Origin of the sequence: Streptomyces sp. NPDC058092 (assembly GCF_042884935.1) — a bacterium.
Classification (GTDB): Bacteria; Actinomycetota; Actinomycetes; order Streptomycetales; family Streptomycetaceae; genus Streptomyces.
On record NZ_JBHVSY010000004.1, the window covers coordinates 1 to 25,901 of the forward strand.

Consider the following 25,901-nt stretch of genomic DNA (forward strand, 5'->3'; position numbering starts at 1 on the left):
GTTGATAGGCCAGATGTGGAAGCCCGGTAACGGGTGGAGCTGACTGGTACTAATAGGCCGAGGGCTTGTCCTCAGTTGCTCGCGTCCACTGTGTTTGTTCTGAAATAACGAACGGCCGTGTTGTTCCGGTGTTGGTTAATTTCATAGTGTTTCGGTGGTCATTGCGTTAGGGAAACGCCCGGTTACATTCCGAACCCGGAAGCTAAGCCTTTCAGCGCCGATGGTACTGCAGGGGGGACCCTGTGGGAGAGTAGGACGCCGCCGAACTCCTTTTACGGAAAGCCCCGTGCCCTTGTGGCACGGGGCTTTTCTGCGTTCACTGCCCGAGCCGCGCCGTCGCGCCCGGCTCGGGCAAGGCATGCCTGGCCGGCCTGTGCCGTAGTGGGAGAGAGGTCGCGGGACCAGTGAGACTCCGTCAGAATCCAGTGTGGGCAGTGGTTCTGAGCATCCCTGATCTCAGGGTATGCTTTACCTCGTTGCCACAGCGCAGCAGGCCCCAATAGCTCAGTCGGTAGAGCGTCTCCATGGTAAGGAGAAGGTCTGCGGTTCGATTCCGCATTGGGGCTCAGGCAAGATGAAAGGCCCTCACCATCCGGTGAGGGCCTTTCGCATGTCTCGATGCTTTTGTGCTCACTGCCCGGCGGCGTGGGGACGAACGCGATGCTCTGCTCTTCGAGGTCATGGGCCGAAGTGGCTCAGAGGCTCAGGCCCCGATGAAGTGCGGTCAGGTGGTGGGTGGTTCGGGGACGCGCATGGCGAGGATGGCCATGTCGTCGGCGGCCGGCTCGGCGGCGAAGCGTTCGACCGCGCGCAGAATGCGTGCTGCCACCGCGCCGGCCGTGAGTCCCGTGCAGGTGGCCAGCACGTCCGCCAGGCCGTCGTCGCCGAGCATGCGGGTGCCCTCACGGCGTTCCGTGACGCCGTCGGTCACGCACAGCAGGACATCGCCCGGGGCGAGGGTGACCGTCTGCTCGTACAGTTCGAGGTCTTCGATGACGCCCAGCAGCGGCTGAGGTTCGGCGGCTGCCTCGACCGAGCCGTCCTGGCGCAGGCGCAGCGGCAGGGGGTGGCCCGCGCAGACCACCTTCAGCAGAGCGCTGCCGTCCTCCTGCGGCCACAGCTCCCCGTACAGGAGGGTCAGGAAGCGGCTGCGGGCGCCCTCGTCGAGGATGGCGGCGTTGAGGCGCTCCAGGACGGCCGGGCCGCCGAAGCCCTCGCGGGCGAGGAGGCGCAGGGCGTGGCGGGCGAGACCCGTGACGGCCGCGGCCTCCGGACCCGTACCGCAGACGTCACCAATGGCGAATCCGTAGGCGCCGTCGCGGATCGGGAAGACGTCGTAGAAGTCGCCGCCGACCTCGTTGCCCTCGCCTGCCGCGCGGTAGATGACCTCGATCTCGACATTGGGGACCTCGGGCAGCCCTGGCGGCAGCAGGCTGCGCTGGAGGGACTGACTGATCGCCGTGCGTTCCGAGTAGAGGCGGGCGTTGTCGAGTGCGAGGGCGGCGCGTCGGGAGAGGTCCTCGGCCAGTTCCAGGATCTCCTGCCGGAAGTGGTCGTCGGAGGGCTTTCCGAGCGTGAGCATGCCGATGACACGGTTTCGGGCGACGAGCGGCAGGACCACGGTCTCTCCGCCCACCGCCGCGGCGGTGGCGAGCGTCGTATGGATGCCGGCGCCGAGCCCGCCGGGTTCGCCGAGGCCGAGCGTACGCATCGAGGCACGCAGGGCAGCCTGGTGGGCGGCCTCGGACGGGGCCGCCCAGACGCGGGCTCCCGGGGTCGGCACCGGGTCCGGAGGAGCGATCTTCGAGAGCAGGGCCTTGAGGCCGTCGATGCGCTCCTCGTCCTCGTGCAACACATAGGAGAGGTACGGCTCCGAGGACTGGTCGGCGATTGTGTAGACGGCGCACCAGGTGGCCAGGGTGGGGACCGTCATCTGGGCCATCAGGGCCAGGGTCTGGTCCCGGTCGAGGGTGCCCGCGAGCAGGTCGGAGGCCTCGACGAGGAAAGAGAGGGAACCGCGGCGCAGACGCTCCAGCTCGCCCAGGCGGGCCGACTCGACGGCCAGCGCGATGCGGTCCGCGGCGAACTGCAGGCGCAGGGCCTCCTCGTTGGAGTAGCGTCCGGCCGCTTCCGCAGCGACCCCCAGCGAGCCCGTGAGACGTCCTTCGACCTTCAGCGGGACGGTGACGACGGAGCGCATCCCGGTCCCGCCGAGCAGGGGGACGGCGCCGGGAACGTTGTCGAGGTCTTCGTGGACGGCGGGCATCCGGGCGGAGCCGTAACGTCCGGTGCCTGCCTCCACCGGGACCCGGGCGAAACGCTGGCGGGCGGAGGGCAGGCCGGTCGTGGCCCGTACCTCCAGTTCCGTTTCGTCGTCCGTCGCCAGCAGCAGGAAGGCCGAATCGGCGTCGAGCATGTCGCGGGCCCGTTCGACGGTGCGCTGGAGCAGGCCGTCGAGGTCGTCGGGGGCCGGGGAGCCGATGAAGATCTCGAACGGATCCGTCTTGTGGCCGTCGGCGTTGGCATCGGACACCGGTGCGCGGACCGGGGACTGGAGCACGGCGCGTTCGTAGTCGCGGACGAGCAGACAGACCGTGGACGGTTCGCCGCGGGTGTCGCGGACCCGGAGGTGTGAGGCGTAGACGGGGATGGTGCGGCCGTCGGCGCCCCGGATTCCGTAGCTGCCCTCCCAGCGCGAGAGCCGCAGTGCCTCGACGATTCCGGTGTTGGTGCCGGGCGTCTGCGGCCAGGCGGTGAAGTCGGTGAGCTGTTTCCCGGTGACCTGATCGGCGGTGAATCCGAAGAGGAACGCGGCGTCCTCGTTCCAGGCGGCGATGGAACCGGTGCTGTCGATCTGGACGACGGCCACTCGGACGCGCTCGTCCGCGACCGGGAGCAGCCCGACGGGGAGCAGGGGGCCGGCGGAGCGGATGCCCACCGGGCGCTCGGGAAGATCGAGCTGGAACCAGACGTGTTTGTGGGTGGGCGAATACTCGACGCCCCACCGGGAGGCGAGCGCAGCGCAGAGCAGCAGCCCGCGGCCGTTCTCGCGGTCCGGGCTGCCGAAGTCCAGCCTTGTGCTCTGGAGCGGGATCTCGCGTTCCGGATAGTGGTCGGAGACCTCGACCCGAACGCCGTCCTCCGTACGCAGGCACAGCACGTCCGCTGCCGTGCCCGCGTGCACCACGGCGTTGGTCACGAGCTCGCTGGTGAGGACGACGGCGTCGTCGACGACATCCGTGTATCCCCAGCCCTGGAGGGTGTCACGGACAAAGGCGCGGGCGGTCGCGACGGAGCGCCCGACCGGGTCGAAGGTGGCAGCCGCGCGCGCGGTGATCACAGCACTCCCCATATGGTGTCTCGTCGCTTCCCCGAGTCCTGTGCCCGTTTCTCGCCGCTTCGATTCGCCTGCCAGGCTAGACGCTCGGTCTCGGTACCGGGTACACGAGGGCCGACTTCGGGCAGCAACGACCAGTAACAGTCACAGGACCGTACAAGTGTGGGCTTCCCAACAGGGGTATGTGGAACAACCGTTGGAGGCTGCACCCCGATCAGGTCGGGCCTGGTACGTTTCAACGATTTGACGTCCGCATGGTCACCCGTCGACGGTGGGCAGTTGCGGTAGTCAATGAGGAACTGGGCAGGGTCCCAGTCAGGGCCCGAACGATACGGTCAACCCCTGCGGGAGGGATCACGGTGGAGTCTGGCGTGGCGGCGCGGGGAACAGGCACGCGCACAAAAGGCGGACAGCCCGTGAAAAAACAGCGCAATGGAACCATTGACGTCGACGCGGCGGCGCTCAACAGACTCATGGCGGGCCTGGTCGCGATGCGCGACGGGAACTTCCGCAGGCGCCTGACCGTCTCGGGCGACGGCGTGATGGCGGAGATCGCGGCAGTCTTCAACGAGGTCGCCGACCGCAACCTCCACCTCACCGGAGAGCTGGCCCGGGTGCGGCGGGTGGTCGGACGTGAGGGGAAACTCACCGAGCGGCTGGAGACGGGCGCCTGCGAGGGCTCCTGGGCCGCCGCCATCGACGCCTCCAACGAGCTGGTCGACGATCTGGCCCGGCCGGTCTCGGAGGTCGGGCGGGTGCTGTCGGCGGTCGCCGACGGTGATCTCGAACAGCGCATGGAGCTGCGGTCGCACACGGCCGACGAGACGGTACGGCCGCTGCGCGGCGAGTTCCTGAAGGTCGCCCGGACGGTCAACAACCTGGTCGACCAGCTGTCGGCGTTCACCGAGCAGGTGACGCGGGTCGCCGTCGAGGTGGGTACCGAGGGCAAGCTGGGCGGGCAGGCCCAGGTGCGCGGGATGTCCGGGTCGTGGAAGGACCTCACGGACTCCGTGAACACCATGGCGTACCGGCTCACGGCACAGGTGCGGGACATCGCCCTGGTGACGACGGCGGTCGCCAAGGGGGACCTGTCGCGGAAGGTCACCGTCCATGTGGCCGGCGAGATGCTGCAGCTCAAGAACACCGTCAACACGATGGTCGACCAGCTGTCGTCGTTCTCGTCCGAGGTGACCCGGGTCGCCCGAGAGGTGGGCACGGAGGGCGAGCTGGGCGGGCAGGCGACCGTGCCCGGTGTGGCCGGGGTGTGGAAGGACCTCACCGACTCCGTCAACACGATGGCCGGCAACCTGACCTCCCAGGTGCGCGGGATCGCCGAGGTGACCACGGCCGTCGCCAACGGCGACCTGTCACAGAAGGTGACGGTGAGCGCCCGCGGCGAGGTCGCGCAGCTGGCCGAGACCATCAACCAGATGACCGAGACGCTGCGCACCTTCGCGGACGAAGTGACCCGGGTGGCCAGCGAGGTCGGTGGCGAGGGGCTGCTCGGCGGCCAGGCTCAGGTGCCGGGGGCCGCCGGTACCTGGAAGGACCTCACCGATTCGGTGAACACGGTCTTCCGGAACCTGACGACCCAGGTACGCGACATCGCGCAGGTGACCACTGCGGTGGCCAGCGGTGACATGACGCAGAAGGTCACCGTCGACGTGGCCGGCGAGATGCTGGAGCTGAAGAACACCGTCAACACGATGGTGGACCAGCTCCAGTCCTTCGGTTCGGAAGTGACCCGGGTGGCCCGGGAGGTCGGCGTCGAGGGCCGGCTCGGCGGTCAGGCGGAGGTGCCGGGGGCGGCGGGGACCTGGAAGGACCTCACGGACTCGGTGAACACGGCGTTCCGGAACCTGACGGGGCAGGTGCGCGACATCGCGCAGGTGACGACCGCGGTCGCCAACGGTGATCTCTCGCAGAAGGTCACCGTCGATGTGGCCGGCGAGATGCTGGAGCTGAAGAACACCGTCAACACGATGGTGGCGCAGCTGTCGTCGTTCGCCGATCAGGTGACGCGGATGGCGCGTGACGTGGGCACGGAGGGCCGCCTCGGCGGCCAGGCACGGGTCGACGGCGTCTCCGGTACGTGGAAGGAGCTCACCGACTCCGTCAACTTCATGGCGGGGAACCTGACCTCCCAGGTGCGCCAGATCGCGCAGGTGACCACGGCGGTGGCGCGGGGCGACCTGTCGCAGAAGATCGATGTGGACGCGCGCGGCGAGATCCTGGAGCTCAAGAACACCATCAACACGATGGTCGACCAGCTCTCCGCCTTCGCCGACCAGGTGACCCGGGTGGCCCGCGAGGTGGGCACCGACGGGCGGCTCGGCGGCCAGGCACAGGTGCCCGGTGTGGCCGGTGTGTGGCGTGATCTGACCGATTCGGTCAACGGCATGGCGGGGAACCTCACCGCCCAGGTCCGCAACATCGCGCAGGTCGCCACCGCGGTGGCGCGCGGTGACCTGTCGCAGAAGATCGATGTGGACGCGCGCGGTGAGATCCTGGAGCTGAAGAACACCCTCAACACGATGGTGGACCAGCTCTCGAACTTCGCCGAGCAGGTGACGCGGGTCGCCCGCGAGGTGGGTACGGAAGGCATCCTCGGCGGCCAGGCCGAGGTGCAGGGGGTGTCCGGTACGTGGAAGGATCTCACCCAGTCCGTCAACGGCATGGCGAACAACCTGACCCTGCAGGTCCGTAACATCGCCGAGGTCACGACCGCGGTGGCCAACGGCGATCTCTCCAAGAAGATCACGGTCGATGCCAAGGGCGAGATCCTCGAACTGGTCACGACCGTCAACACGATGGTCGACCAGCTGCTGAACTTCGCCGACGAGGTGACGCGGGTCGCCCGCGAGGTGGGTACCGAGGGCATCCTCGGCGGCCAGGCCAGGGTGCGCGGTGCGACCGGTATCTGGAAGGACCTCAGCGACAACGTCAACCTGATGGCCAACAACCTGACCAGTCAGGTGCGGAACATCTCCCGGGTCTCGTCCGCGGTCGCCAACGGCGATCTGACGAAAAAGGTCACCGTCGAGGCGCGCGGCGAGGTCGCCGAGCTCGCCGACACCGTCAACACGATGGTGACGACGCTGTCGTCGTTCGCCGACGAGGTGACGCGGGTGGCCCGCGAGGTGGGTACGGAAGGTGAGCTGGGCGGCCAGGCACGCGTTCCGGGGGTCTCCGGTACGTGGAAGGACCTCACCGAGTCCGTGAACTCGATGGCGTCCAATCTGACCGGTCAGGTGCGGCAGATCGCCACGGTGACCACGGCCATCGCCAAGGGCGACCTCACCAAGAAGATCGACATCGACGCGCGCGGCGAGATCCAGGAGCTGAAGAACACCATCAACACGATGGTCGACCAGCTGTCCTCGTTCGCCGAGCAGGTGACCCGGGTGGCCCGCGAGGTGGGTACGGAGGGCCAGCTGGGCGGCCAGGCCCGGGTCCGGGACGTCGACGGCACCTGGCGCGACCTCACCGAGTCGGTGAACGAGATGGCCGGGAACCTCACCCGTCAGGTGCGGGCGATCGCGGCCGTCGCCACCGCGGTGACCCGCGGCGACCTCAACCTCAAGATCGATGTGGACGCGGCCGGCGAGATCCAGGCCCTGCAGGACAACATCAATACGATGATCGCCAACCTGCGCGACACCACGGCCACCAACAAGGAGCAGGACTGGCTGAAGGGTAATCTCGCCCGGATCTCCGGCCTGATGCAGGGGCGGCGCGATCTCGACGACGTGGCCTCGCTGATCATGAGCGAGCTGACGCCGGTCGTCTCCGCGCAGCACGGTGCGTTCTTCCTGGCCATGCCGACCGGTGACACCGACGCGGTGGGATCGGACAGCGACAAGGACAGCTCGTACGAACTCCGTATGAGGGGAAGCTACGGATATTCGGCGGGATCGATGCCGACATCCTTCCGGCCCGGTGAGACCCTTATCGGCACGGCGGCGGAGGAGAAGCGGACCATCCAGGTGGACAACGTTCCGCCGGGTTATCTGAAGATTTCCTCCGGGCTCGGCGAGGCGCCGCCTGCGCATGTGATCGTGCTGCCGGTGCTCTTCGAGGGGAAGGTTCTCGGTGTGATCGAGCTGGCCTCGTTCCAGCCGTTCACGCATATTCAGCGGGACTTCCTCAACCAGCTCGCCGAGATGATCGCGACGAGCGTCAACACCATCAGCGTCAATACGAAGACCGAGAAGCTCCTTGAGCAGTCGCAGGAGCTGGCCGCGCAATTGCGGGACCGGTCGCAGGAGTTGGAGAACCGGCAGAAGGCGCTCCAGGCCTCCAACGCCGAACTGGAGGAGAAGGCCGAGCTGCTGGCCCAGCAGAACCGGGACATCGAGGTCAAGAACACCGAGATCGAGGATGCCCGGCAGGTCCTGGAGGAGCGCGCCGAGCAGCTCGCGGTCTCGATGCGTTACAAGTCGGAGTTCCTGGCGAACATGTCGCACGAGTTGCGTACGCCGCTCAACTCGCTGCTCATTCTTGCCAAGCTGCTCGCGGACAACGCCGAGGGGAATCTCTCGCCGAAGCAGGTGGAGTTCGCCGAGACGATCCATGGGGCCGGTTCCGATCTGCTTCAGCTGATCAATGACATCCTCGATCTGACGAAGGTCGAGGCGGGCAAGATGGACGTCAGCCCGACCCGGATCGCACTGGTCCAGCTCGTCGATTATGTGGAGGCGACCTTCCGGCCGCTCACCGCGGAGAAGGGGCTCGATTTCTCCGTACGGGTCTCGCCGGAGCTTCCCGCGACCCTGCACACGGACGAGCAGCGGCTGCTCCAGGTGCTGCGTAATCTCCTTTCCAACGCGGTGAAGTTCACCGACAGCGGGGCGGTCGAGCTGGTGATCAGGCCGGCCGGCGAGGATGTGCCGAACGCCATCCGCGAGCAGCTCCTGGAGGCCGGCTCGCTGCGTGATGCCGACGCCGATCTGATCGCCTTCTCGGTCACCGACACCGGTATCGGGATCGCGTCCAGCAAGATGCTGGTGATCTTCGAGGCGTTCAAGCAGGCGGACGGTACGACCAGTCGCAAGTACGGCGGTACGGGGCTCGGCCTGTCCATCAGCCGGGAGATCGCCCGGCTGCTGGGCGGCGAGATCCACGCGGCGAGCGAGCCGGGCCGCGGCTCGACCTTCACGCTGTATCTGCCGCTGCACCCGAGCGAGTTGCCGCCCCAGGGGTATCCGCAGATCGGCCCGGGGCCGGGTGAGGCACATGGTGCCGCGGCCGAGGAAGTGCTGCTTGCGGAGGCCGGTCCGAGCGCTGACCCGATGGCCGCCGCGCAGGATTCGGCCGGTGTGCCGGGTGGCTCCGATGCCGTTGGTGGCGCCGGTGCCGCTGGTGCCGCCGGGCTGATGCGGCGTCGCCGCATGACCCTGTGGGGCGCCGAGCGACGGCCCGTGCTGCCGCCCCGCGCCGCCGATCCGCAGGAGCCGTGGGCGCTCGGCGGGCAGGCGGAACCGGAGGTGCGCAGAGCGTTCCGGTTCCACGGCGAGAAGGTCCTGATCGTCGACGACGACATCCGTAACGTCTTCGCGCTCACCAGCGTGCTGGAGCAGCACGGTCTTTCGGTGCTGTACGCCGAGAACGGACGCGTAGGCATCGAAGTCCTGGAACAGCATGATGATGTGACGGTCGTACTGATGGACATCATGATGCCGGAGATGGACGGCTATGCGACGACGACGGCGATCCGCCGGATGCCGCAGTTCGCCGGCCTGCCGATCGTCGCGCTGACCGCGAAGGCCATGAAGGGCGACCGGGAGAAGGCGATCGAATCCGGCGCTTCCGATTACGTGACCAAGCCTGTCGATCCTGATCACCTCCTTTCCGTAATGGAGCAGTGGATGCGCGGAGAGTGATCATTAGTTGCGAGAATTGCCGTGATTCGTTGATCGACTGTGCTCGCAGGAGTGTGAGAACGCGCTGTACGGGGAACCTTCTCGTCCCCCACCGCGTTTCTGCTGTGTGCACAGTGACATCGCGGTGACAGGGTGTGGTGACGGGCGGGGTGCAGCTACCATGACCGGCACAAGGACGGACGGCGTAAGGGAGTCGTCCCCTGGGGCGGCGCCCGGTGCAATTCCGGGGCGAGGAGGGCGGGCCATGATGCAGAAGGCCAAGATCCTCCTGGTCGATGACCGGCCGGAGAATCTGCTGGCGCTGGAGGCCATCCTCTCTGCGCTCGATCAGACACTGGTACGGGCATCGTCAGGGGAGGAAGCGCTCAAAGCGCTGCTCACGGACGACTTTGCGGTCATTCTGCTGGACGTCCAGATGCCGGGCATGGACGGTTTCGAAACCGCCGCGCACATCAAGCGGCGGGAACGGACCCGGGACATCCCGATCATCTTTCTCACCGCGATCAATCACGGTCCGCATCACACCTTCAGGGGTTACGCGGCGGGCGCGGTGGACTACATCTCGAAGCCGTTCGACCCGTGGGTGCTGCGGGCCAAGGTCTCGGTCTTCGTCGAGCTGTACATGAAGAACTGCAAGCTGCGCGAGCAGGCAGCGCTGCTGCGGCTCCAGCTGGAGGGCGACAGCAACGGCGGCGCGGGCCACGAGAAGGAGCCCGCAGGGCTGCTGGCCGAGCTCTCGGCGCGACTCGCGGCCGTCGAGGAGCAGGCCGAAGCGCTCTCCAAGCAGCTCGACGACGAGTCGACGGACGCCGCGGCTGTGGCCACCGCCGCCCATTTGGAACGCAAACTGACCGGCCTGCGCCGGGCACTCGACGCGCTGGAGCCCGGCACCGGAAGCGGTGCGACCGTGCTCCCCTCCTGACGTCGTACCGCGCGCGACCCACCACGGGAGCGGTCCGGCGGCCCGACCTCCGGCCGGAAACGGGTGGTTGCCCGGATCCTCGGCCCAACTGCCGTGCCGTCCCGGCTGTTCGACGGTTCGCCAGTTTGATGGGTCGGCCTCTTGGCGGGTCGGTGGGTCGGTCTGGGCGTCCGGTGGCGTGGAGGCGTGAGAGCGCGTCAGTTTCCGGCCTCTGTCCAGCGACACGGTCGGGTGAAGCGGCAGGCGCACGTGTTCACGGCCGTCGACACCGGTAACCTCGGCACCATGGCCTCACGTACGTCCGGCAAGGGTTCCCAGGGCACGGCGGGCACCGCGAAGAGCGTCGGCCGTACCGCGGGGCCGGCCAAGAAAGCCGCGCCCGCGAAGAAGAGCGCGCCCGCGAAGAAGACCGCCGCGAAGAAGACCGCGCCCGCGAAAAAGGCCCCCGCCAAGAAGGCGGCCGCGCCCAAACCGGTGCCGTCGCCCACCGGCGGTGTGTACCGCCTGGCGCGCGCCGTCTGGCTCGGCGCGGCCCACGCCGTCGGCGCGATGTTCCGCGGCATAGGGCGCGGCGCCAAGGGACTCGACCCCGCACACCGCAAGGACGGAGTCGCGCTGCTGCTGCTCGGTCTCGCGCTGGTCGTCGCCGCGGGCACCTGGTCGAATCTGCGCGGGCCCGTCGGCGATCTCGTCGAGATGCTCGTCACCGGAGCCTTCGGCCGGCTCGATCTGCTCGTGCCGATACTGCTCGGCGCCATTGCCGTGCGGCTGATCCGCTACCCGGAGAAGCCCGAGGCCAACGGACGCATCGTCATCGGACTCTCCGCCCTCGTCATCGGGGTGCTCGGACAGGTCCACATCGCGTGCGGATCGCCCGGCCGGGACGACGGCACCACGGCGATGCAGGACGCGGGCGGGCTCATCGGCTGGGCGGCCTCCAAACCGCTGATCTACACCATGGGCGAGGTCCTTGCCGTACCGCTGCTGTTGCTGCTCACCGTCTTCGGGCTGCTCGTCGTCACGGCAACCCCGGTGAACGCCATTCCGCAACGGCTCCGGCTGCTCGGCACCAAGCTGGGCATCCTCGACCCGGTGTACGACCCCGAGGCGGACGAGGAGAACGACGACGAGCGCTACGACGAGCAGTGGCGCGAGGCGCTGCCCGCCCGCTCCCGCCGCTCCTCCGCACGCCGTTCCGAAGCGCCCGCGGAGTACGACCCCGACCAGGCGGAGGGCGACGCGCTCGCCAGGCGCCGCCGGCCGCGCAGGCCCTCCGTGCAGCCCGCGATGAACCGCACGATGGACGCGGTGGACGTCGCGGCGGCCGCGGCCGCCGCGCTCGACGGGGCCGTGCTCAACGGCATGCCGCCCTCGCCGATCGTCGCCGACCTCACCCAGGGCGTCTCCGTCGAGCGCGAACGCCCGGGCTCTTCGGTGCCGGGCGCCCGGGAGGGCGAGCCCGCCACCGGGGGAGGGAAGCCGGAGAAGGGGGCGGCGCCCTCGGGCGGCGTACCCGATCTGACGAAGCCCGCGCCCGACCGCTCGCAGTCCCAGCCGCTGCCGGCCCGTGCCGAACAGCTGCAGCTTTCCGGCGACATCACCTATGCGCTGCCCTCGCTCGACCTGCTGGAACGCGGCGGGCCGGGCAAGACCCGCAGCGCCGCCAACGACGCGATCGTCGCGGCCCTGACGAACGTCTTCACCGAGTTCAAGGTCGACGCCGCCGTCACCGGCTTCACCCGCGGACCGACGGTCACCCGGTACGAGGTGCAGCTCGGCCCCGCGGTGAAGGTCGAGCGGATCACCGCGCTCGCCAAGAACATCGCGTACGCCGTCGCCAGTCCCGACGTCCGGATCATCTCCCCGATCCCGGGCAAGTCGGCGGTCGGCATCGAGATCCCCAACACCGACCGGGAGATGGTCAACCTCGGCGATGTGCTGCGCCTCGCGGACGCCGCCGAGGACGACCACCCGATGCTGGTCGCGCTCGGCAAGGACGTCGAGGGCGGTTATGTGATGGCCAACCTGGCGAAGATGCCGCACGTGCTGGTGGCCGGCGCGACCGGTTCCGGCAAGTCGTCCTGCATCAACTGCCTGATCACCTCGGTGATGGTGCGGGCGACGCCGGACGATGTCCGGATGGTGCTGGTCGACCCCAAGCGGGTCGAGCTGACCGCGTACGAGGGGATCCCGCACCTGATCACGCCGATCATCACCAACCCGAAGCGTGCCGCCGAGGCGCTCCAGTGGGTCGTACGGGAGATGGACCTGCGGTACGACGACCTGGCCGCGTTCGGGTACCGGCACATCGACGACTTCAACCAGGCCGTTCGCAACGGCAAGGTCAAACCGCCGGAGGGCAGCGAGCGCGAGCTCTCGCCGTACCCGTATCTGCTGGTGATCGTCGACGAGCTCGCCGACCTGATGATGGTCGCTCCGCGCGACGTGGAGGACGCCATCGTCCGCATCACCCAACTGGCCCGCGCCGCCGGCATCCACCTGGTGCTCGCTACCCAGCGTCCCTCGGTCGACGTCGTCACCGGCCTGATCAAGGCGAACGTGCCCTCCCGGCTCGCCTTCGCCACGTCCTCGCTGGCCGACAGCCGGGTCATTCTCGACCAGCCCGGCGCCGAGAAGCTCATCGGAAAGGGTGACGGTCTGTTCCTGCCGATGGGTGCCAACAAGCCCACCCGTATGCAGGGCGCCTTTGTCACCGAGGACGAGGTCGCGGCCATCGTCCAGCACTGCAAGGATCAGATGGCGCCGGTCTTCCGCGACGACGTGGTGGTCGGCACCGCCAAGAAGAAGGAGGTCGACGAGGACATCGGCGACGACCTGGATCTGCTCTGCCAGGCCGCCGAACTGGTCGTCTCCACCCAGTTCGGATCCACCTCGATGCTCCAGCGCAAGCTGCGGGTCGGCTTCGCCAAGGCCGGCCGGCTGATGGACCTGATGGAGTCGCGGAACATCGTCGGGCCGAGCGAGGGATCCAAGGCGCGCGACGTCATGGTGAAACCGGACGAGCTGGACGGGGTGTTGGCACTGATCCGCGGGGAAACCGCTTCGTAGGTGAAGTCGGGCAACCGTTTCGCCGGGTCGTACGTCAACTTGGAGGGAGGGACGGCAGGATTGTCCTTCCAGGGGTGGCCCGGAGCATCGGACAGCGTTCGAGTCCGATGGCGTACAAAGTCCTTCCTCCCGGTTGCCTCACCCTTTCGTACCCCCCCTAGACTGAACACCCAGCAGGTGGCTCACGCTCGAAAGGCGCCCCCGTGTCCATCGGCAACTCCCCCGAAGACGACCGGCCTTCGATCGGTCGAGTGCTTCAGCAGACTCGTATCGCCGCAGGTCTCACGGTCGAAGAGATCAGTTCGTCCACCCGGGTGCGCATCCCCATCGTGCACGCGATCGAAGAGGACGACTTCTCCCGCTGTGGCGGCGACGTGTATGCGCGCGGCCATATCCGTACCTTGGCGCGTGCCGTCGGGATCGATCCGGAACCGCTGGTTTCGCAGTACGACGCCGAGCACGGCGGCCGTCCCGCACCCACGCCCGCGGCGCCGCTGTTCGAGGCCGAGAGAATTCGTTCCGAACCCCGTCGGCCCAACTGGACGGCGGCCATGGTCGCGGCGATCGTCGCCGTCGTCGGTTTCGTCGGCTTCACCTTCTTCAAGGGCGGCGACGACGGCCCCTCGACCACGCAGGTCGCGGAGGGCTCGACGCCCAACACGAAGAGCCCCGAGCAGAAGACCAGCAAGCCCGTCGATCCCAAGCCGGTGCCTTCCGACGGTGCCATCGCCGCGGCACCCAGGGACAAGGTGACGGTGAAGCTCAGCGCCAGTCAGGGCAAGAGCTGGATCTCCGCCAAGGACCACAACGGGCGGCTGCTGTTCGACGGCCTGCTGCTCCAGGGCCAGTCCAAGACCTTCCAGGACCAGGAGCGGGTCGACCTCGTCCTCGGTAACGCCGGGGCCATCGAGCTCTTCGTGAACGGCAAGAAGGTCGAGGAGAAGTTCCAGCCCGGTCAGGTCGAGCGGCTCTCGTACACGAAGGGCGACCCGGCGGTCGGCTGACCCGTATACGTTCCCGAGCGGTACCGGCAGCGGTATCAGCAACACAGCGAGCGCCCGGCAATCCTGCCGGGCGCTCGCTGCCTTTGTTACTCGGTGTAACGGGGGAACCCTGCACGCCAGGGCGGGTGCCGGGACAAAGTAGTCTTGAGCCCATGCCCGAACGCCGTACCGTCGCCCTTGTCACTCTTGGCTGCGCCCGTAACGAGGTGGACTCGGAGGAGCTGGCAGGCCGCTTGGCAGCGGACGGCTGGGAGCTCGTCGAGGATGCCTCCGACGCGGATGTCGCCGTCGTCAATACCTGTGGATTCGTCGAGGCCGCCAAGAAGGACTCCGTCGACGCCCTGCTCGAAGCCAATGATCTGAAGGACCACGGCAGAACACAGGCCGTGGTCGCCGTCGGCTGCATGGCCGAGCGCTACGGCAAGGACCTCGCCGAGGCCCTGCCCGAGGCGGACGGTGTCCTCGGATTCGACGATTACGCCGACATCTCCGACCGCCTCCAGACCATCCTCAACGGCGGCATCCACGCCTCGCACACCCCGCGCGACCGCCGAAAGCTTCTGCCGATCAGCCCGGCCGAGCGGCAGGACGCCGCCGTGGCGCTGCCGGGACACGCACAGGAGGCCGCGCCCGCCCCCGCGCCCGAGGACCTCCCCGAGGGAGTCGCTCCGGTCTCCGGGCCGCGGGCGCCCCTGCGTCGGCGGCTGGGCACCAGCCCCGTCGCCTCGGTGAAGCTCGCCTCCGGCTGCGACCGCCGCTGCTCCTTCTGCGCCATCCCGTCCTTCCGCGGCTCCTTCATCTCGCGGCGCCCCTCGGACGTGCTGGGGGAGACCCGCTGGCTGGCCGAGCAGGGCGTGAAGGAAGTCATGCTGGTCTCCGAGAACAACACCTCGTACGGCAAGGACCTCGGCGACATCAGGCTGCTGGAGACGCTGCTGCCGGAGCTCGCCGACGTCGAGGGGATCGAGCGGATCCGGGTCAGCTATCTGCAGCCCGCGGAGATGCGGCCGGGCCTCATCGACGTACTGACCTCGACCCCGAAGGTCGCGCCGTACTTCGACCTGTCCTTCCAGCACTCGGCCCCCGGCGTGCTGCGGGCAATGCGCCGCTTCGGAGACACCGACCGCTTCCTGGAGCTGCTGGACACCATCCGTGGCAAGGCGCCGCAGGCCGGTGCCCGCTCCAACTTCATCGTGGGCTTCCCCGGCGAGACCGAGGCCGACCTGGCCGAGCTGGAACGCTTCCTCACCGGTGCCCGGCTCGACGCCATCGGCGTCTTCGGCTACTCCGACGAGGAGGGCACCGAGGCGGTCGGCTACGAGAACAAGCTGGATGCCGACGTCATCGCGGAGCGGCTCGCGCACATCTCCCAGCTGGCCGAGGAGCTGACCTCGCAGCGTGCGGAGGAGCGCCTCGGGGAGACCCTTCAGGTGCTGGTCGAGTCCGTCGACTCCACCGAGGACGAGCCGCGGGCGGTGGGGCGCGCGGCGCACCAGGCACCCGAAACGGACGGCCAGGTGCTCTTCACCGCACGCGAGGGCCTCGTGCCCGGCCGTATGGTCGAGGCAAAGGTGGTGGGCACCGAAGGAGTGGACCTGGTGGCCGAGTGTTCCGAACTCGTGGAGGCGGCCAGATGACGGGAGTCCCGGCATCCGCGGCAGGCGGCTCCGGTGCGAAGCCGGTCCGCGGCGGCAAGCTGGGCACTGCGGCCGTCAACCAGGCCAGTCTGTGGAACATCGCCAATCTGCTCACCATGCTGCGACTGGTGCTGGTGCCCGGTTTCGTGCTGTTGCTGCTGCACAACGGCGGCTACGACCCGGCCTGGCGGTCATTCGCCTGGGCGGCGTTCGCCATCGCCATGATCACCGATCTGTTCGACGGTCATCTCGCACGCACATACAACCTGGTCACCGACTTCGGGAAGATCGCCGACCCGATCGCGGACAAGGCGATCATGGGTGCGGCGCTGGTCTGCCTGTCGTATCTCGGCGATCTGCCCTGGTGGGTCACGGGCGTGATCCTCTTCCGCGAGATCGGCATCACGCTGATGCGGTTCTGGGTGATACGGCATGCGGTGATTCCGGCCAGTCGCGGCGGGAAGATGAAGACTCTGGCGCAGGGTACGGCCGTCGGGATGTACGTCCTGGCGCTGACCGGTCCACTTGCCACCCTGCGCTTCTGGGTGATGGCGGTGGCTGTCGTGCTGACGGTCGTCACCGGGCTCGACTATGTGCGCCAGGCTGTCGTACTGCGGCGCAAGGGGCTTGCGGCGGAGAGGGCCGCTGCGGAGGCGGAGGCGTCTGGGACGCCTGCAGGGGCTGACGGGGCTGACGGGGCTGAAGCGTCCGGGGCTGTCGAGGGCGCGCGGCCGGTCTCCGGGGCCTCGGGCGCTCATGGCCCGACGGAGGCCGAGCGGTGACTGCCGCGGCCCGGGTGCTGGAGCTGCTCGTGGAGCGCGGTGAGACTCTTGCCGTTGCCGAGTCGCTGACCGGCGGTCTGGTCGCGGCGGAGCTGACGTCCGTACCAGGTGCTTCGCACTCCTTCCGCGGGTCCGTGACGGCGTACGCAACGCCCTTGAAGCGCGAATTGCTGGGTGTGGACGGCGCCCTGCTGGCGGCGCGCGGTGCGGTCGATCCCGACGTGGCGCGGCAGATGGCGACAGGTGTGCGCCGCGTTCTCGGGGCAGACTGGGGAATGGCCACCACAGGGGTCGCCGGCCCCGAGCCGCAGGACGGCAAGCCCGTGGGCACGGTCTATGTTGCGGTGGCCGGGCCGGACGGCGCGGTGAATGTGACCGCGTTGCGGTTGAACGGCGGGCGCGCGGACATCCGTAGTGAGAGCGTACGGAGCGTGCTCGCACTGCTCTTTGCCGAACTCGGCAAGAATGCAAGGGCACAGGATACGGAACAGAACGGGGGGAATTGATGTTTGCAGCCCTGAGTGAACACGACATCGCTCCCCGCACGGCCGCGGCGCAAGGCGGTACGGTGGGGCGTGAAGGATGCGGCTACGCGGTCCGAGGAGGGAGCCACCGATGATTCTGCTCCGTCGCCTGCTTGGTGACGTGCTGCGTCGGCAGCGCCAGCGCCAAGGCCGTACTCTGCGCGAAGTCTCCTCGTCCGCCCGAGTCTCGCTCGGCTATCTCTCCGAGGTGGAGCGGGGGCAGAAGGAGGCATCTTCCGAACTGCTCTCCGCTATTTGCGACGCGCTTGACGTACGGATGTCCGAGCTCATGCGTGAAGTGAGCGATGAGCTGTCGCTGGCCGAACTGGCCGAGTCGGCAGCAGCCAGCGATCCGGTGCCAGTGCCGGTACGCCCCATGCTCAACTCCGTCTCCGTGACGTCGGTGGCAGGTGTGCCGACGGGACGGGTGACCATCAAGGCGCCCGCGGAAGCGGTGGATGTGGTCGCCGCCTGACCCACGTGGTCCGGTGTGAAGCGGAAGCCCCGGTCGGCCCCACAGCGGGTGGCTGGGGTTTTTGCGCGCCCTGGGGCGTGCTCGGGAAGGGGCGCGGTCCGTTCTGGATGCGGCCCGGGAGTGTCTGGGCGAGACTGCGAATAAGAGGCCTGGAGCAGGAGGTCAGGAGGACCACGGGTGGACCGACACGGTTCCGGGGTGGTCCGACCCGGTACGAGGCGGCCTCGCACGGTCCGAGGTGGTCTGACAACAGTCTGTCGTGACTCACCTGAAGTCTCTCGAAGCGGCCCAATGCGGGCCGCACTGGCCTGTACCGGGGTGCCTGAGTGCCCCCGGCTCAGGTGGAGCCGTGATCCGGAGCAAGCCCGGATCTGCCGGGTGGAGAGCGCACAACGGTCTGCGGCTGCGCATTGCGCGCCGGTGGTGCACCGGTGCGCCCTCCCGCCGGGCGAGCACGCCGGACTAGGTTCGGCCGGAGGAGGCAGCCATGGTACGGCGGTGGGTGCCGGCGCTTGTTCTCGGCGGGGTGTGGTGGTGGGCCGTGCTGCGGCTCGTGCTGGAACCGGCCCATGCGGGGCTTGTCGAGGGCGCGGTGGCGGCGGGCGGATGGGGGCTGAGTCTCCTGCCCGTGCATGTCGCCGCGACCGCTGGGCCGAAGGCGGCGAGCGGGGCGGATGCGGGACGGTGGTCCGCTCTGGCGTTGCGGTGTGCTGGACGGTGGTCCGCTCCGGGGTTGAGGTGTGCGGGTTGGTGGTCCGGTGTCGGGGTGCGGTGGCTGGGGCGGTGGTTCGCTGTTGGGATGCCGTGCGTGAGCCGGTGGTCCGCTGTCCTGATGCCGTACGTGGGCCGGGTCCGGCGTACTACCAGGGCATGGCTACGCCGCCGTTCGGGCGGAGGATCTGGCCGGTCATGAAGGCCGAGGCATCGGAAGCGAGATGGAGCACGGTGTGGGCGACGTCCTCGGGCTCGCCGACCCGGCCGAGCGGGGACATCCGCGCCATCGTTGCCTCTGCCCGGTGTTGCCGGTCCGCGTCGTGGCGGGCGGTCATGGGCGTACGGATCCAGCCCGGGGCGATGGCGTTGACGCGGATGGAACGCGGTCCCAACTCGGCCGCGAGGGTCTTCGTCAGCTGGACGACCGCCGCTTTGGCCGTGCTGTAGCAGAGCAGCCCCGGGCTCGCGGCGTCGACCGCTCCGGAGGCCATGGTGATCAGTGAGCCGGGTGCGCCGCGCGCGATCATGGTGCGGGCCACTTCCTGACAGGCGTACATAACGCCCTTGAAATTGACGGAGAGCACGCGATCGAGATCGTCGTCCGTAGTCTCCAGGACGCTGCTCGTATGCATGATTCCGGCGATGGCGGCCAGGATGTCGAGGTCGCCCGCGGCGGCCACCGCGGCCCTGACCCGACCGCGGTCGGTGACATCGAGGATGTGGACGCGGGATGTTCCACCCGCTTCGGCGATCAGGTCCCGGGTCTCCAGCAGGCCCTTCTCGTCGCGGTCCGCACAGTGAACGGTCGCGCCCGCCGCCGCGAGCAGGACGGCGCTCGCGCGGCCGATGCCGCCCGCAGCGCCGGTGATGAACGCGGAGCGGCCCGTGAGGTCGTACGCGGTGAGGGACATGACCGGACGGTACGACTGGATCTGACGGCCCGTCAACTAGCTTGTGGGGCCCGATTGGCAGCGCGGACACCAGTAGGCCGGGCGGGCGTCCTGGTCCGCTGTGCGGATGGGCGTGCCGCAGCGTAGGCATGGGCGGTTGGTCCTGCCGTAGACCCAGAGCCGTTCGCTCGGACCGTGTCTGCGGGGCGCGGCGCTGGTGGTCGTGCGCATCGGGCGGTCGCGGTTGGCTTCGAGGAGCTGCTTGGCCGTGGTGACGAGACGCGCGGCCGTGGGGGAGGCCAGGTCGCCGACGGGGAGCCAGGGGGTGGCCCGGGCGAGGAAGCAGAGCTCGGCCTTGTAGATGTTGCCGATTCCGGCCAGATTGCGCTGGTCCAGGAGGGCTTCGCCGAGGGGGCGGGCGGGGTCGCTGAGGAGATTGTGCAGAGCGGTGTCGGCGTTCCAGTCGGGGCCCAGCAGATCGGGGCCGAGATGGCCGACCGCCTGCTCCTCGTCCCGGGTGCGGAGGAGTTCGAGGACGGGGAGCCGGTAGCCGACGGCGGTGTGTTCCGCGTTGGCGAGGACGGCGCGGATCTGGTGTGCGGGGCCGCCGCGCCAGCGCTCACCCGGGGCGTAGACGCGCCAGGCGCCGTCCATCTGCAGATGGCTGTGGAGGGTCAGACCGCCCTCGACACGGGTCAGGAGGTGCTTGCCGCGCGAGATGACGTCCAGAACTGCCCGGCCGGTGAGGTCGGCGGTGGCGAACCGGGGGACGCGCAGGTCGGAGCGGGTGAGAACCCGGCCCGCTAGTGCGCTGTGCAGACGATTGGCGGTCTGCAGGACGGTGTCTCCTTCGGGCATGCCTCCATGATGCGGGGTCGGGTGGGGAGTGTGGGTGGTATGGCATGGTGCGAGCGGTCGCTTTGGCGTACGGGGGCAGGGCGCGCCGGTGGTTCAGGCGCGTAGGCGGAGTCCCCTCGGGGTGGCCAGGAAGCCCGCCGCTTCCAGCGTGCGGCCGAGCGGGGAGGTCAGGGACGAGGTGCCGTTGGTGCGCTCCACCGTGACCGTACCGAGTGCTCCCGCGCGGGCGGCTGCCGCCAGGGCCCCGGCTGCCGCGAGGAGTGCCGGGTCTTCGGGGTCGGTGTGCCAGGCCAGCAGCGTCTTGCCGCCGCGCTCCATGTACATCGCCAGTTCGCCGTCGACCAGCACCACCAGGGCGCCCGCCTTGCGGCCGGGCTTGTGCCCGGCGCCGTCCGGCGGCTCGGGCCAGGGCAGCGCCGCGCCGTAGGCATTGGCCGGGTCCGCAGCCGCGAGGATCAGGGCATGGGGTGCGGCGCCCGGCTCCGTACGGTCACGGGCGGTGGACGTGGCCCGCAGCCGGTCGACCGCGCCGTCCATCGCGAACTGGGCCGCTCCCAGGCCTTCGACGACATAGCCGCGCCGGGCCTGGCCGTTGTCCTCGAAGGCGGAGAGGACGCGGTACGTGGCGGAGAAGCCGCCCTCGACGCCCTCGGCCTGGACCGCACCGCGGGTCACCACCCCGTGGCGGTCGAGGAGCGTGCGCGCCAGGGCGTGCGCACGGTGCGTGGGGTCGGGTTCGGTGGCGGGCAGCAGGGACCAGCGGCCCGAGACAGTGGGCGGGCCGGTGCGGGACGCGGGCCGGGCGGCGGCGAGCGAGCCGTAACGCCCGCGCGGAATGCTCCGCTTGGCGCGGTGCGCGGTCGACCCCGCCGTGCGCCCGGATCCGAGGAGCGAACGCAGCGGGGCGAGCGTGTCATTGGTGAGCCGGCCGGACCAGGCCAGGTCCCAGACGGCATCGGCCAGTTGCGGATCGGTGCAGTCGGGGTGCGTGGTGGCGCGGACCTGGTCGGCGATCTGCCGGAAGAACAGTCCGTACCCGCCGCTCAGGGCTTTCAGGACGGATTCGTGCAACGCGCTGAATTCGAGCGGGTGCGGGGGCGGGAGGAGCAGGGGTGCGCTGTCGGCGAGGTAGAGGGACAGCCAGCCGTCCTTGCCGGGCAGGGCACCCGCGCCGGCCCAGACGACCTCGCCGGTGGTCGTCAGCTCGTCCAGCATCGCGGGGGTGTAGCCCGTGACCCGGCCAGGCAGGATCAGTTTCTCCAGGGCCGACGCCGGGACGGGCGCACCCTGCAACTGCTCGATGGCGCGGGCCAGTCCGTCGATTCCGCGCAGGCTGTTATTGCCCATGTGCTGCCACTGGGGAAGAAAACCGGCGAGGGCGGCGGGCGGCACCGGCTCCAGCTCATGGCGGAGCGCGGCGAGGGAACGGCGGCGCAGTCGTCGCAGCACGGTGGCGTCGCACCACTCCTGGCCGATGCCGGCGGGGTGGAACTCGCCCTGGACGAGCCGGCCGGTCGCGGCGAGACGTTGCAGTGCCCCGTCCGTGACCGCGGTGCCGAGGCCGAAACGGCCGGCGGCCTCGGTGGAGGTGAACGGGCCGTGTGTACGGGCGTATCGCGCGAGGAGGTCGCCGAGGGGGTCCTTCACCGGTTCGGTGAACGCCTCGGGGACGCCGACCGGGAGGGCGGTGCCCAGCGCGTCGCGCAGCCGTCCCGCGTCCTCGATCGCGGCCCAGTGGTCCGCTCCGCCGATCCGGACCCGGATGGCGCGGCGGGTGGCGGAGAGCTCCGGAGCCCATGGTGGCCGGGCGCCGCGCGCGGCCAACTCCCGGTCGGTGAGCGGTCCGAGAACCCGAAGAAGATCCGCGACCCCTTCGACGTCCTTGATCCGGCGGTCCTCGGTCAGCCACTGGAGTTCCTGTTCCAGCTCGGACAGGACGTCGGCGTCGAGCAGCTCGCGCAGTTCTGCCTGGCCGAGGAGCTCGGCCAGCAGGTGGGAGTCGAGGGAGAGGGCGGCGGCCCGCCGCTCGGCGAGGGGCGAGTCGCCCTCGTACAGGAACTGGGCGACATAGCCGAACAGGAGGGAGCGGGCGAAGGGCGAGGGTTCCGGCGTGGTCACCTCGACCAGCCGGACGCGGCGTGCTTCGAGGTCGCCCATGAGTTCCGTCAGCCCAGGGACGTCGAAGACATCCTGGAGGCACTCGCGGACCGCTTCCAGGACGATCGGGAACGAGCCGAACTCGGAGGCGACCTGAAGCAGTTGCGCTGCGCGCTGGCGCTGCTGCCAGAGCGGGGTGCGCTTTCCGGGGCTGCGCCGGGGCAGCAGCAGGGCGCGCGCCGCGCACTCGCGGAACCGGGAGGCGAACAGGGCCGAACCGCCCACCTGGTCGGTGACGATCTGACTGATCTCGCCCTGGTCGAACGTCACATCCGCAGCGCCGACGGGTGGTTGCTCGCTGTCGTACGAGGGGGCCGGCAGCGGTGTCGGATCCTGGGCGGGGTCCTGCGTCGGATCGAAGTCCAGGAGGTCCAGGCCCATCAGATCGGCATCGGGCAGCCGCAGCACTATGCCGTCGTCGGCATGCATCACCTGGGCGTCCATGCCGTACCGCTCGGCGAGGCGGGCGTTCAGCGCGAGCGCCCAGGGGGCGTGCACCTGCGCGCCGAACGGGGAGTGGACGACGACGCGCCAGTCGCCCAGCTCGTCACGGAAACGCTCGACGAGGATGGTCCGGTCGTCCGGCACGTGACCGCAGGCGCGGCGCTGTTCGTCGATGTACGACAGGGTGTTGTCGGCGGCCCAGGCGTCGAGCCCCGCGGCGAGCAGACGCTGTCGTGCGTCTTCCGGTGACAACCCGCCGATCTCGCGGAGAAACGCACCCAGCGCACGCCCCAGCTCCAGTGGACGGCCCAGTTGGTCGCCCTTCCAGAACGGCAGCCGGCCGGGAACCCCGGGCGCGGGCGACACCAGGACACGGTCGCGGGTGATGTCCTCGATCCGCCAGGACGTGGTGCCCAGCGTGAAGACGTCACCGACCCGGGACTCGTACACCATCTCCTCGTCCAGCTCACCGACGCGACCGCCGCCCTTCTTGGGGTCGGCGCCGGCGAGGAAGACCCCGAAGAGCCCGCGGTCGGGGATGGTGCCCCCGGAGGTGACGGCGAGCCGCTGGGCGCCGGGGCGGCCCGTGACCGTACCGGCCACGCGGTCCCAGACCACACGCGGGCGCAGCTCGGCGAAGGCGTCGGACGGATAACGGCCGGCGAGCATGTCCAGCACGGCGGTGAACGCCGATTCGGGCAGGGCGGCGAAGGGGGCCGCGCGGCGGGTCACGGCCAGCAGATCGTCCACCTGCCAGCTGTCCAGGGCGACCATGGCGACGAGCTGCTGGGCCAGCACATCGAGAGGGTTGGACGGGATCCGGAGCGCCTCGATGGAGCCCTCGCACATCCGCTCGGTGACCACGGCCGCCTGCACCAGATCGCCCCGGTACTTCGGAAACACCACTCCGGTGGAGACCGCACCGACCTGGTGCCCGGCCCGGCCGACCCGTTGCAGTCCGGAGGCGACCGACGGCGGCGACTCGACCTGGACCACCAGGTCGACCGCTCCCATGTCGATGCCCAGCTCCAGACTGGAGGTGGCGACCACAGCAGGCAGCCGCCCCGCCTTGAGATCCTCCTCGACCTGGGCGCGCTGCTCCTTGGAGACCGAACCGTGGTGGGCGCGGGCGAGCAGCGCGGGGGCGCTCTTCGCCGCGCCCGACTGGGCCATGATCTCGGCCGGGGAGTGTGCCTCCGGCAGCGACGGGTCGAAGGTGTGCTCGTCGAGCATGGTGCCGGTGGCCCGCTCGTACGCGATCTCGTTGAGCCGGTTGCACAGCCGCTCCGCGAGGCGGCGGGAGTTCGCGAAGACGATGGTGGAGCGGTGCTCCTGGATGAGATCGACGATGCGTTCCTCGACATGGGGCCAGATCGACGGCTTGTCCGCCTGGCCTGCCTGGTCGGGGTCGGTGGCGGGGGAGCCGCCGAGTTCGCCCAGATCCTCGACCGGCACGACCACCGACAGGTCGAACTGCTTGGTGGACGGCGGCTGGACGATCTCCACCTTCCGCTGCGGGGAGAGGAAGCGCGCCACCTCGTCGACCGGCCGGACCGTCGCCGACAGGCCGATCCGTCGTGCGGGCCGGGGCAGCAGCTCGTCGAGACGCTCCAGCGATACGGCGAGGTGGGCGCCCCGCTTCGTACCCGCCACGGCATGCACTTCGTCGAGAATCACCGTCTCGATGCCGGACAGTGCCTCCCTGGCCGATGAGGTCAGCATCAGGAACAGTGATTCGGGCGTGGTGATCAGGATGTCAGGCGGCCGGGTCGCCATCGAGCGGCGTTCGGCGGGCGGGGTGTCGCCGGAGCGGATTCCCACCCGGACCTCGGGCTCGGGCAGTCCCAGACGCACCGACTCCTGGCGGATGCCGGTCAGTGGTGAGCGGAGGTTGCGCTCGACGTCGACCGCGAGGGCCTTGAGAGGGGAGACGTAGAGCACGCGGCAGCGCTTCTTCGCCTCGGCCGGCGGCGGGACGGACGCCAGCCCGTCCAGCGCGGCGAGGAACGCGGCCAGGGTCTTGCCGGAGCCGGTCGGCGCGACGACCAGCACGTCCGAACCTTCGCCGATGGCGCGCCAGGCGCCTTCCTGCGCGGCCGTGGGCGCGCTGAAGGCACCCGCGAACCAGCTGCGGGTCGCAGGGGAGAACGAGTCGAGCGCAGAGCCGGCCATGTCCCCCATCGTGCACCCCGCCACTGACAACGGCCGTGACGACCACCGGCGACCACGTTCCGGAGCTGCGAGAATCTGCCCATGGTGGCCATACCCGAGTCGGGATCGGGGGAGTGGGCGAGGCACTGGCAGTACGCGGAGCTGCCCGACCTCGATCTGCTGCGTGCCCGGTACGTGCGCCACACCTTTCCGCGCCACAGCCACGAGGGCTATGTCTTCGGCACCATCACCCGCGGGGTGGAGGACGTCGGGCTGCCGGGAGGCACCGTCCACGCGGGCCCCGGCGACGTCGTCATGATCAATCCGGAGGTGCCGCACACCGCCCGCGCGGGGGTTCCCGAGGGCTGGGTGTACGCCACGCTGTACCCGTCAGCGCGGGTGATCAACGACATCGCGGCGGATACGACGAGTCTGCGTGGCACGGTCGGCTTCACCGAGACCAGCGTCGTCGACCCGTACGCGGCCCGGCTGATCGGCGAGGTCCACCGGGCCGCCGAGGAGGGCAACGCACTCGCCGCCGACACCGTCCTGCGGGTCATGGTCGTGCGGCTGCTCAGCCGGCACGGCAGTGTGCTGGCCCTCCGCGAGCCCCGCTCGGCGGGTGCACGGGATGCGGCGCGGGCCCGCGCGGTACTGGAGGGCCGCCTGGCGCAGCCGCCCACACTGGACGCGTTGGCCGCGGAACTCGGCACCAACCCGTTCGCGCTGCTGAGGGCCTTCAAGAAGCAGTACGGGATGCCGCCGCACGCCTGGCTCACCGATGCCCGGGTGCGGGCCGCGCGTCGGATGCTCGACGCGGGGACGGCGCCTGCGGAGGCGGCCGCCGAGGTCGGCTTCACCGATCAGCCGCATCTCAATCGTCACTTCACCCGGATCGTGGGGGTGCCGCCGGGCGCGTACCAGCGCGAACGTGCAAGAACGTACAAGACCGGTCGGGATCTGCCCACGTAGCGTTCCGGTCGTGGCAGAACAGACAACACTCCCAGAGGGCGCCGGCGAAGCGGCCGGCGCACCCCACGGCAGCACGACCGTCC

At 69.5% G+C, this 25,901-nt stretch carries 13 protein-coding genes, 1 tRNA gene and 2 rRNA genes; 12 read left to right on the top strand and 4 right to left on the bottom strand.

The genetic code is table 11. The annotated features are described in order from the left end of the window. The 3 genes from ACFVV1_RS08380 to ACFVV1_RS08390 form a co-directional block, all read left to right on the top strand. Positions 1–73: ribosomal RNA gene (locus ACFVV1_RS08380) — 23S ribosomal RNA — on the top strand; the annotation flags it as partial. 77 nt (positions 74–150) lie between these two features. Next, positions 151–267: ribosomal RNA gene (gene rrf / locus ACFVV1_RS08385) — 5S ribosomal RNA — on the top strand. A gap of 226 nt (positions 268–493) precedes the next feature. Then, positions 494–566 (top strand) — tRNA-Thr (locus ACFVV1_RS08390). Positions 567–724: 158 nt separating this feature from the next. Here the strand turns inward: ACFVV1_RS08390 and ACFVV1_RS08395 are convergent. Beyond that, on the bottom strand, positions 725–3,340 hold the full coding sequence (locus ACFVV1_RS08395; RefSeq protein ID WP_389986419.1) for a SpoIIE family protein phosphatase: 2,616 nt from the start codon (positions 3,338–3,340) through the stop codon (positions 725–727). A 413-nt stretch (positions 3,341–3,753) separates the two neighbouring features. Between ACFVV1_RS08395 and ACFVV1_RS08400 the strand changes: the two genes are divergently transcribed. The 8 genes from ACFVV1_RS08400 to ACFVV1_RS08435 all read left to right on the top strand — a co-directional run bounded on the left by ACFVV1_RS08400 (position 3,754) and on the right by ACFVV1_RS08435 (position 17,632). Then, positions 3,754–9,219 carry a HAMP domain-containing protein gene (locus ACFVV1_RS08400; RefSeq protein ID WP_389986422.1) on the top strand — a complete coding sequence of 1,822 codons (5,466 nt, stop codon included), beginning with the start codon at positions 3,754–3,756 and terminating at the stop codon, positions 9,217–9,219. A gap of 244 nt (positions 9,220–9,463) precedes the next feature. Beyond that, the gene (locus tag ACFVV1_RS08405) at positions 9,464–10,141 is read left to right on the top strand and encodes a two-component system response regulator (protein WP_389986425.1); all 678 of its coding nucleotides are present in this window, start codon (positions 9,464–9,466) and stop codon (positions 10,139–10,141) included. Between the two features lie 285 nt (positions 10,142–10,426). Next, positions 10,427–13,210, top strand: a complete 2,784-nt coding sequence (locus ACFVV1_RS08410) for a DNA translocase FtsK (protein ID WP_389986428.1) — start codon at positions 10,427–10,429, stop codon at positions 13,208–13,210. A 203-nt stretch (positions 13,211–13,413) separates the two neighbouring features. Next, on the top strand, positions 13,414–14,214 hold the full coding sequence (locus tag ACFVV1_RS08415; protein ID WP_389986431.1) for a helix-turn-helix domain-containing protein: 801 nt from the start codon (positions 13,414–13,416) through the stop codon (positions 14,212–14,214). 152 nt (positions 14,215–14,366) lie between these two features. After that, positions 14,367–15,851, top strand: a complete 1,485-nt coding sequence (gene rimO / locus ACFVV1_RS08420) for a 30S ribosomal protein S12 methylthiotransferase RimO (RefSeq protein ID WP_383758914.1) — start codon at positions 14,367–14,369, stop codon at positions 15,849–15,851. Next, positions 15,848–16,633 (top strand): CDP-diacylglycerol--glycerol-3-phosphate 3-phosphatidyltransferase, encoded by a 786-nt coding sequence (gene pgsA, locus ACFVV1_RS08425; RefSeq protein ID WP_389986434.1) that lies wholly within the window; start codon positions 15,848–15,850, stop codon positions 16,631–16,633. The genes rimO and pgsA overlap by 4 nt, the downstream gene beginning before the upstream one ends. After that, positions 16,630–17,139: a CinA family protein gene (locus tag ACFVV1_RS08430; protein ID WP_389986437.1), complete on the top strand. Its 510-nt coding sequence runs from the start codon at positions 16,630–16,632 to the stop codon at positions 17,137–17,139. Before pgsA ends, ACFVV1_RS08430 begins: the two co-directional genes overlap by 4 nt. Positions 17,140–17,248: 109 nt before the next feature. Beyond that, positions 17,249–17,632, top strand: coding sequence for a helix-turn-helix domain-containing protein (locus ACFVV1_RS08435; protein WP_018105285.1), 384 nt, complete (start codon positions 17,249–17,251; stop codon positions 17,630–17,632). Positions 17,633–18,492: 860 nt separating this feature from the next. Here ACFVV1_RS08435 and ACFVV1_RS08440 read toward each other — a convergent pair. The 3 genes from ACFVV1_RS08440 to ACFVV1_RS08450 all read right to left on the bottom strand — a co-directional run bounded on the left by ACFVV1_RS08440 (position 18,493) and on the right by ACFVV1_RS08450 (position 24,867). Then, positions 18,493–19,257 carry an SDR family NAD(P)-dependent oxidoreductase gene (locus tag ACFVV1_RS08440; RefSeq protein ID WP_389986441.1) on the bottom strand — a complete coding sequence of 255 codons (765 nt, stop codon included), beginning with the start codon at positions 19,255–19,257 and terminating at the stop codon, positions 18,493–18,495. A gap of 36 nt (positions 19,258–19,293) precedes the next feature. Continuing rightward, entirely contained in the window at positions 19,294–20,094 is an 801-nt protein-coding gene (locus ACFVV1_RS08445; RefSeq protein WP_389986444.1) for a DNA-formamidopyrimidine glycosylase family protein, read from the bottom strand. A gap of 93 nt (positions 20,095–20,187) precedes the next feature. After that, positions 20,188–24,867 (bottom strand): DEAD/DEAH box helicase, encoded by a 4,680-nt coding sequence (locus tag ACFVV1_RS08450; protein ID WP_389986447.1) that lies wholly within the window; start codon positions 24,865–24,867, stop codon positions 20,188–20,190. A gap of 81 nt (positions 24,868–24,948) precedes the next feature. On the opposite strand from ACFVV1_RS08450, the gene ACFVV1_RS08455 reads away from it, so the two are divergent. Then, positions 24,949–25,818, top strand: a complete 870-nt coding sequence (locus ACFVV1_RS08455; protein WP_389986450.1) for an AraC family transcriptional regulator — start codon at positions 24,949–24,951, stop codon at positions 25,816–25,818. Positions 25,819–25,901 lie beyond the last annotated feature (83 nt).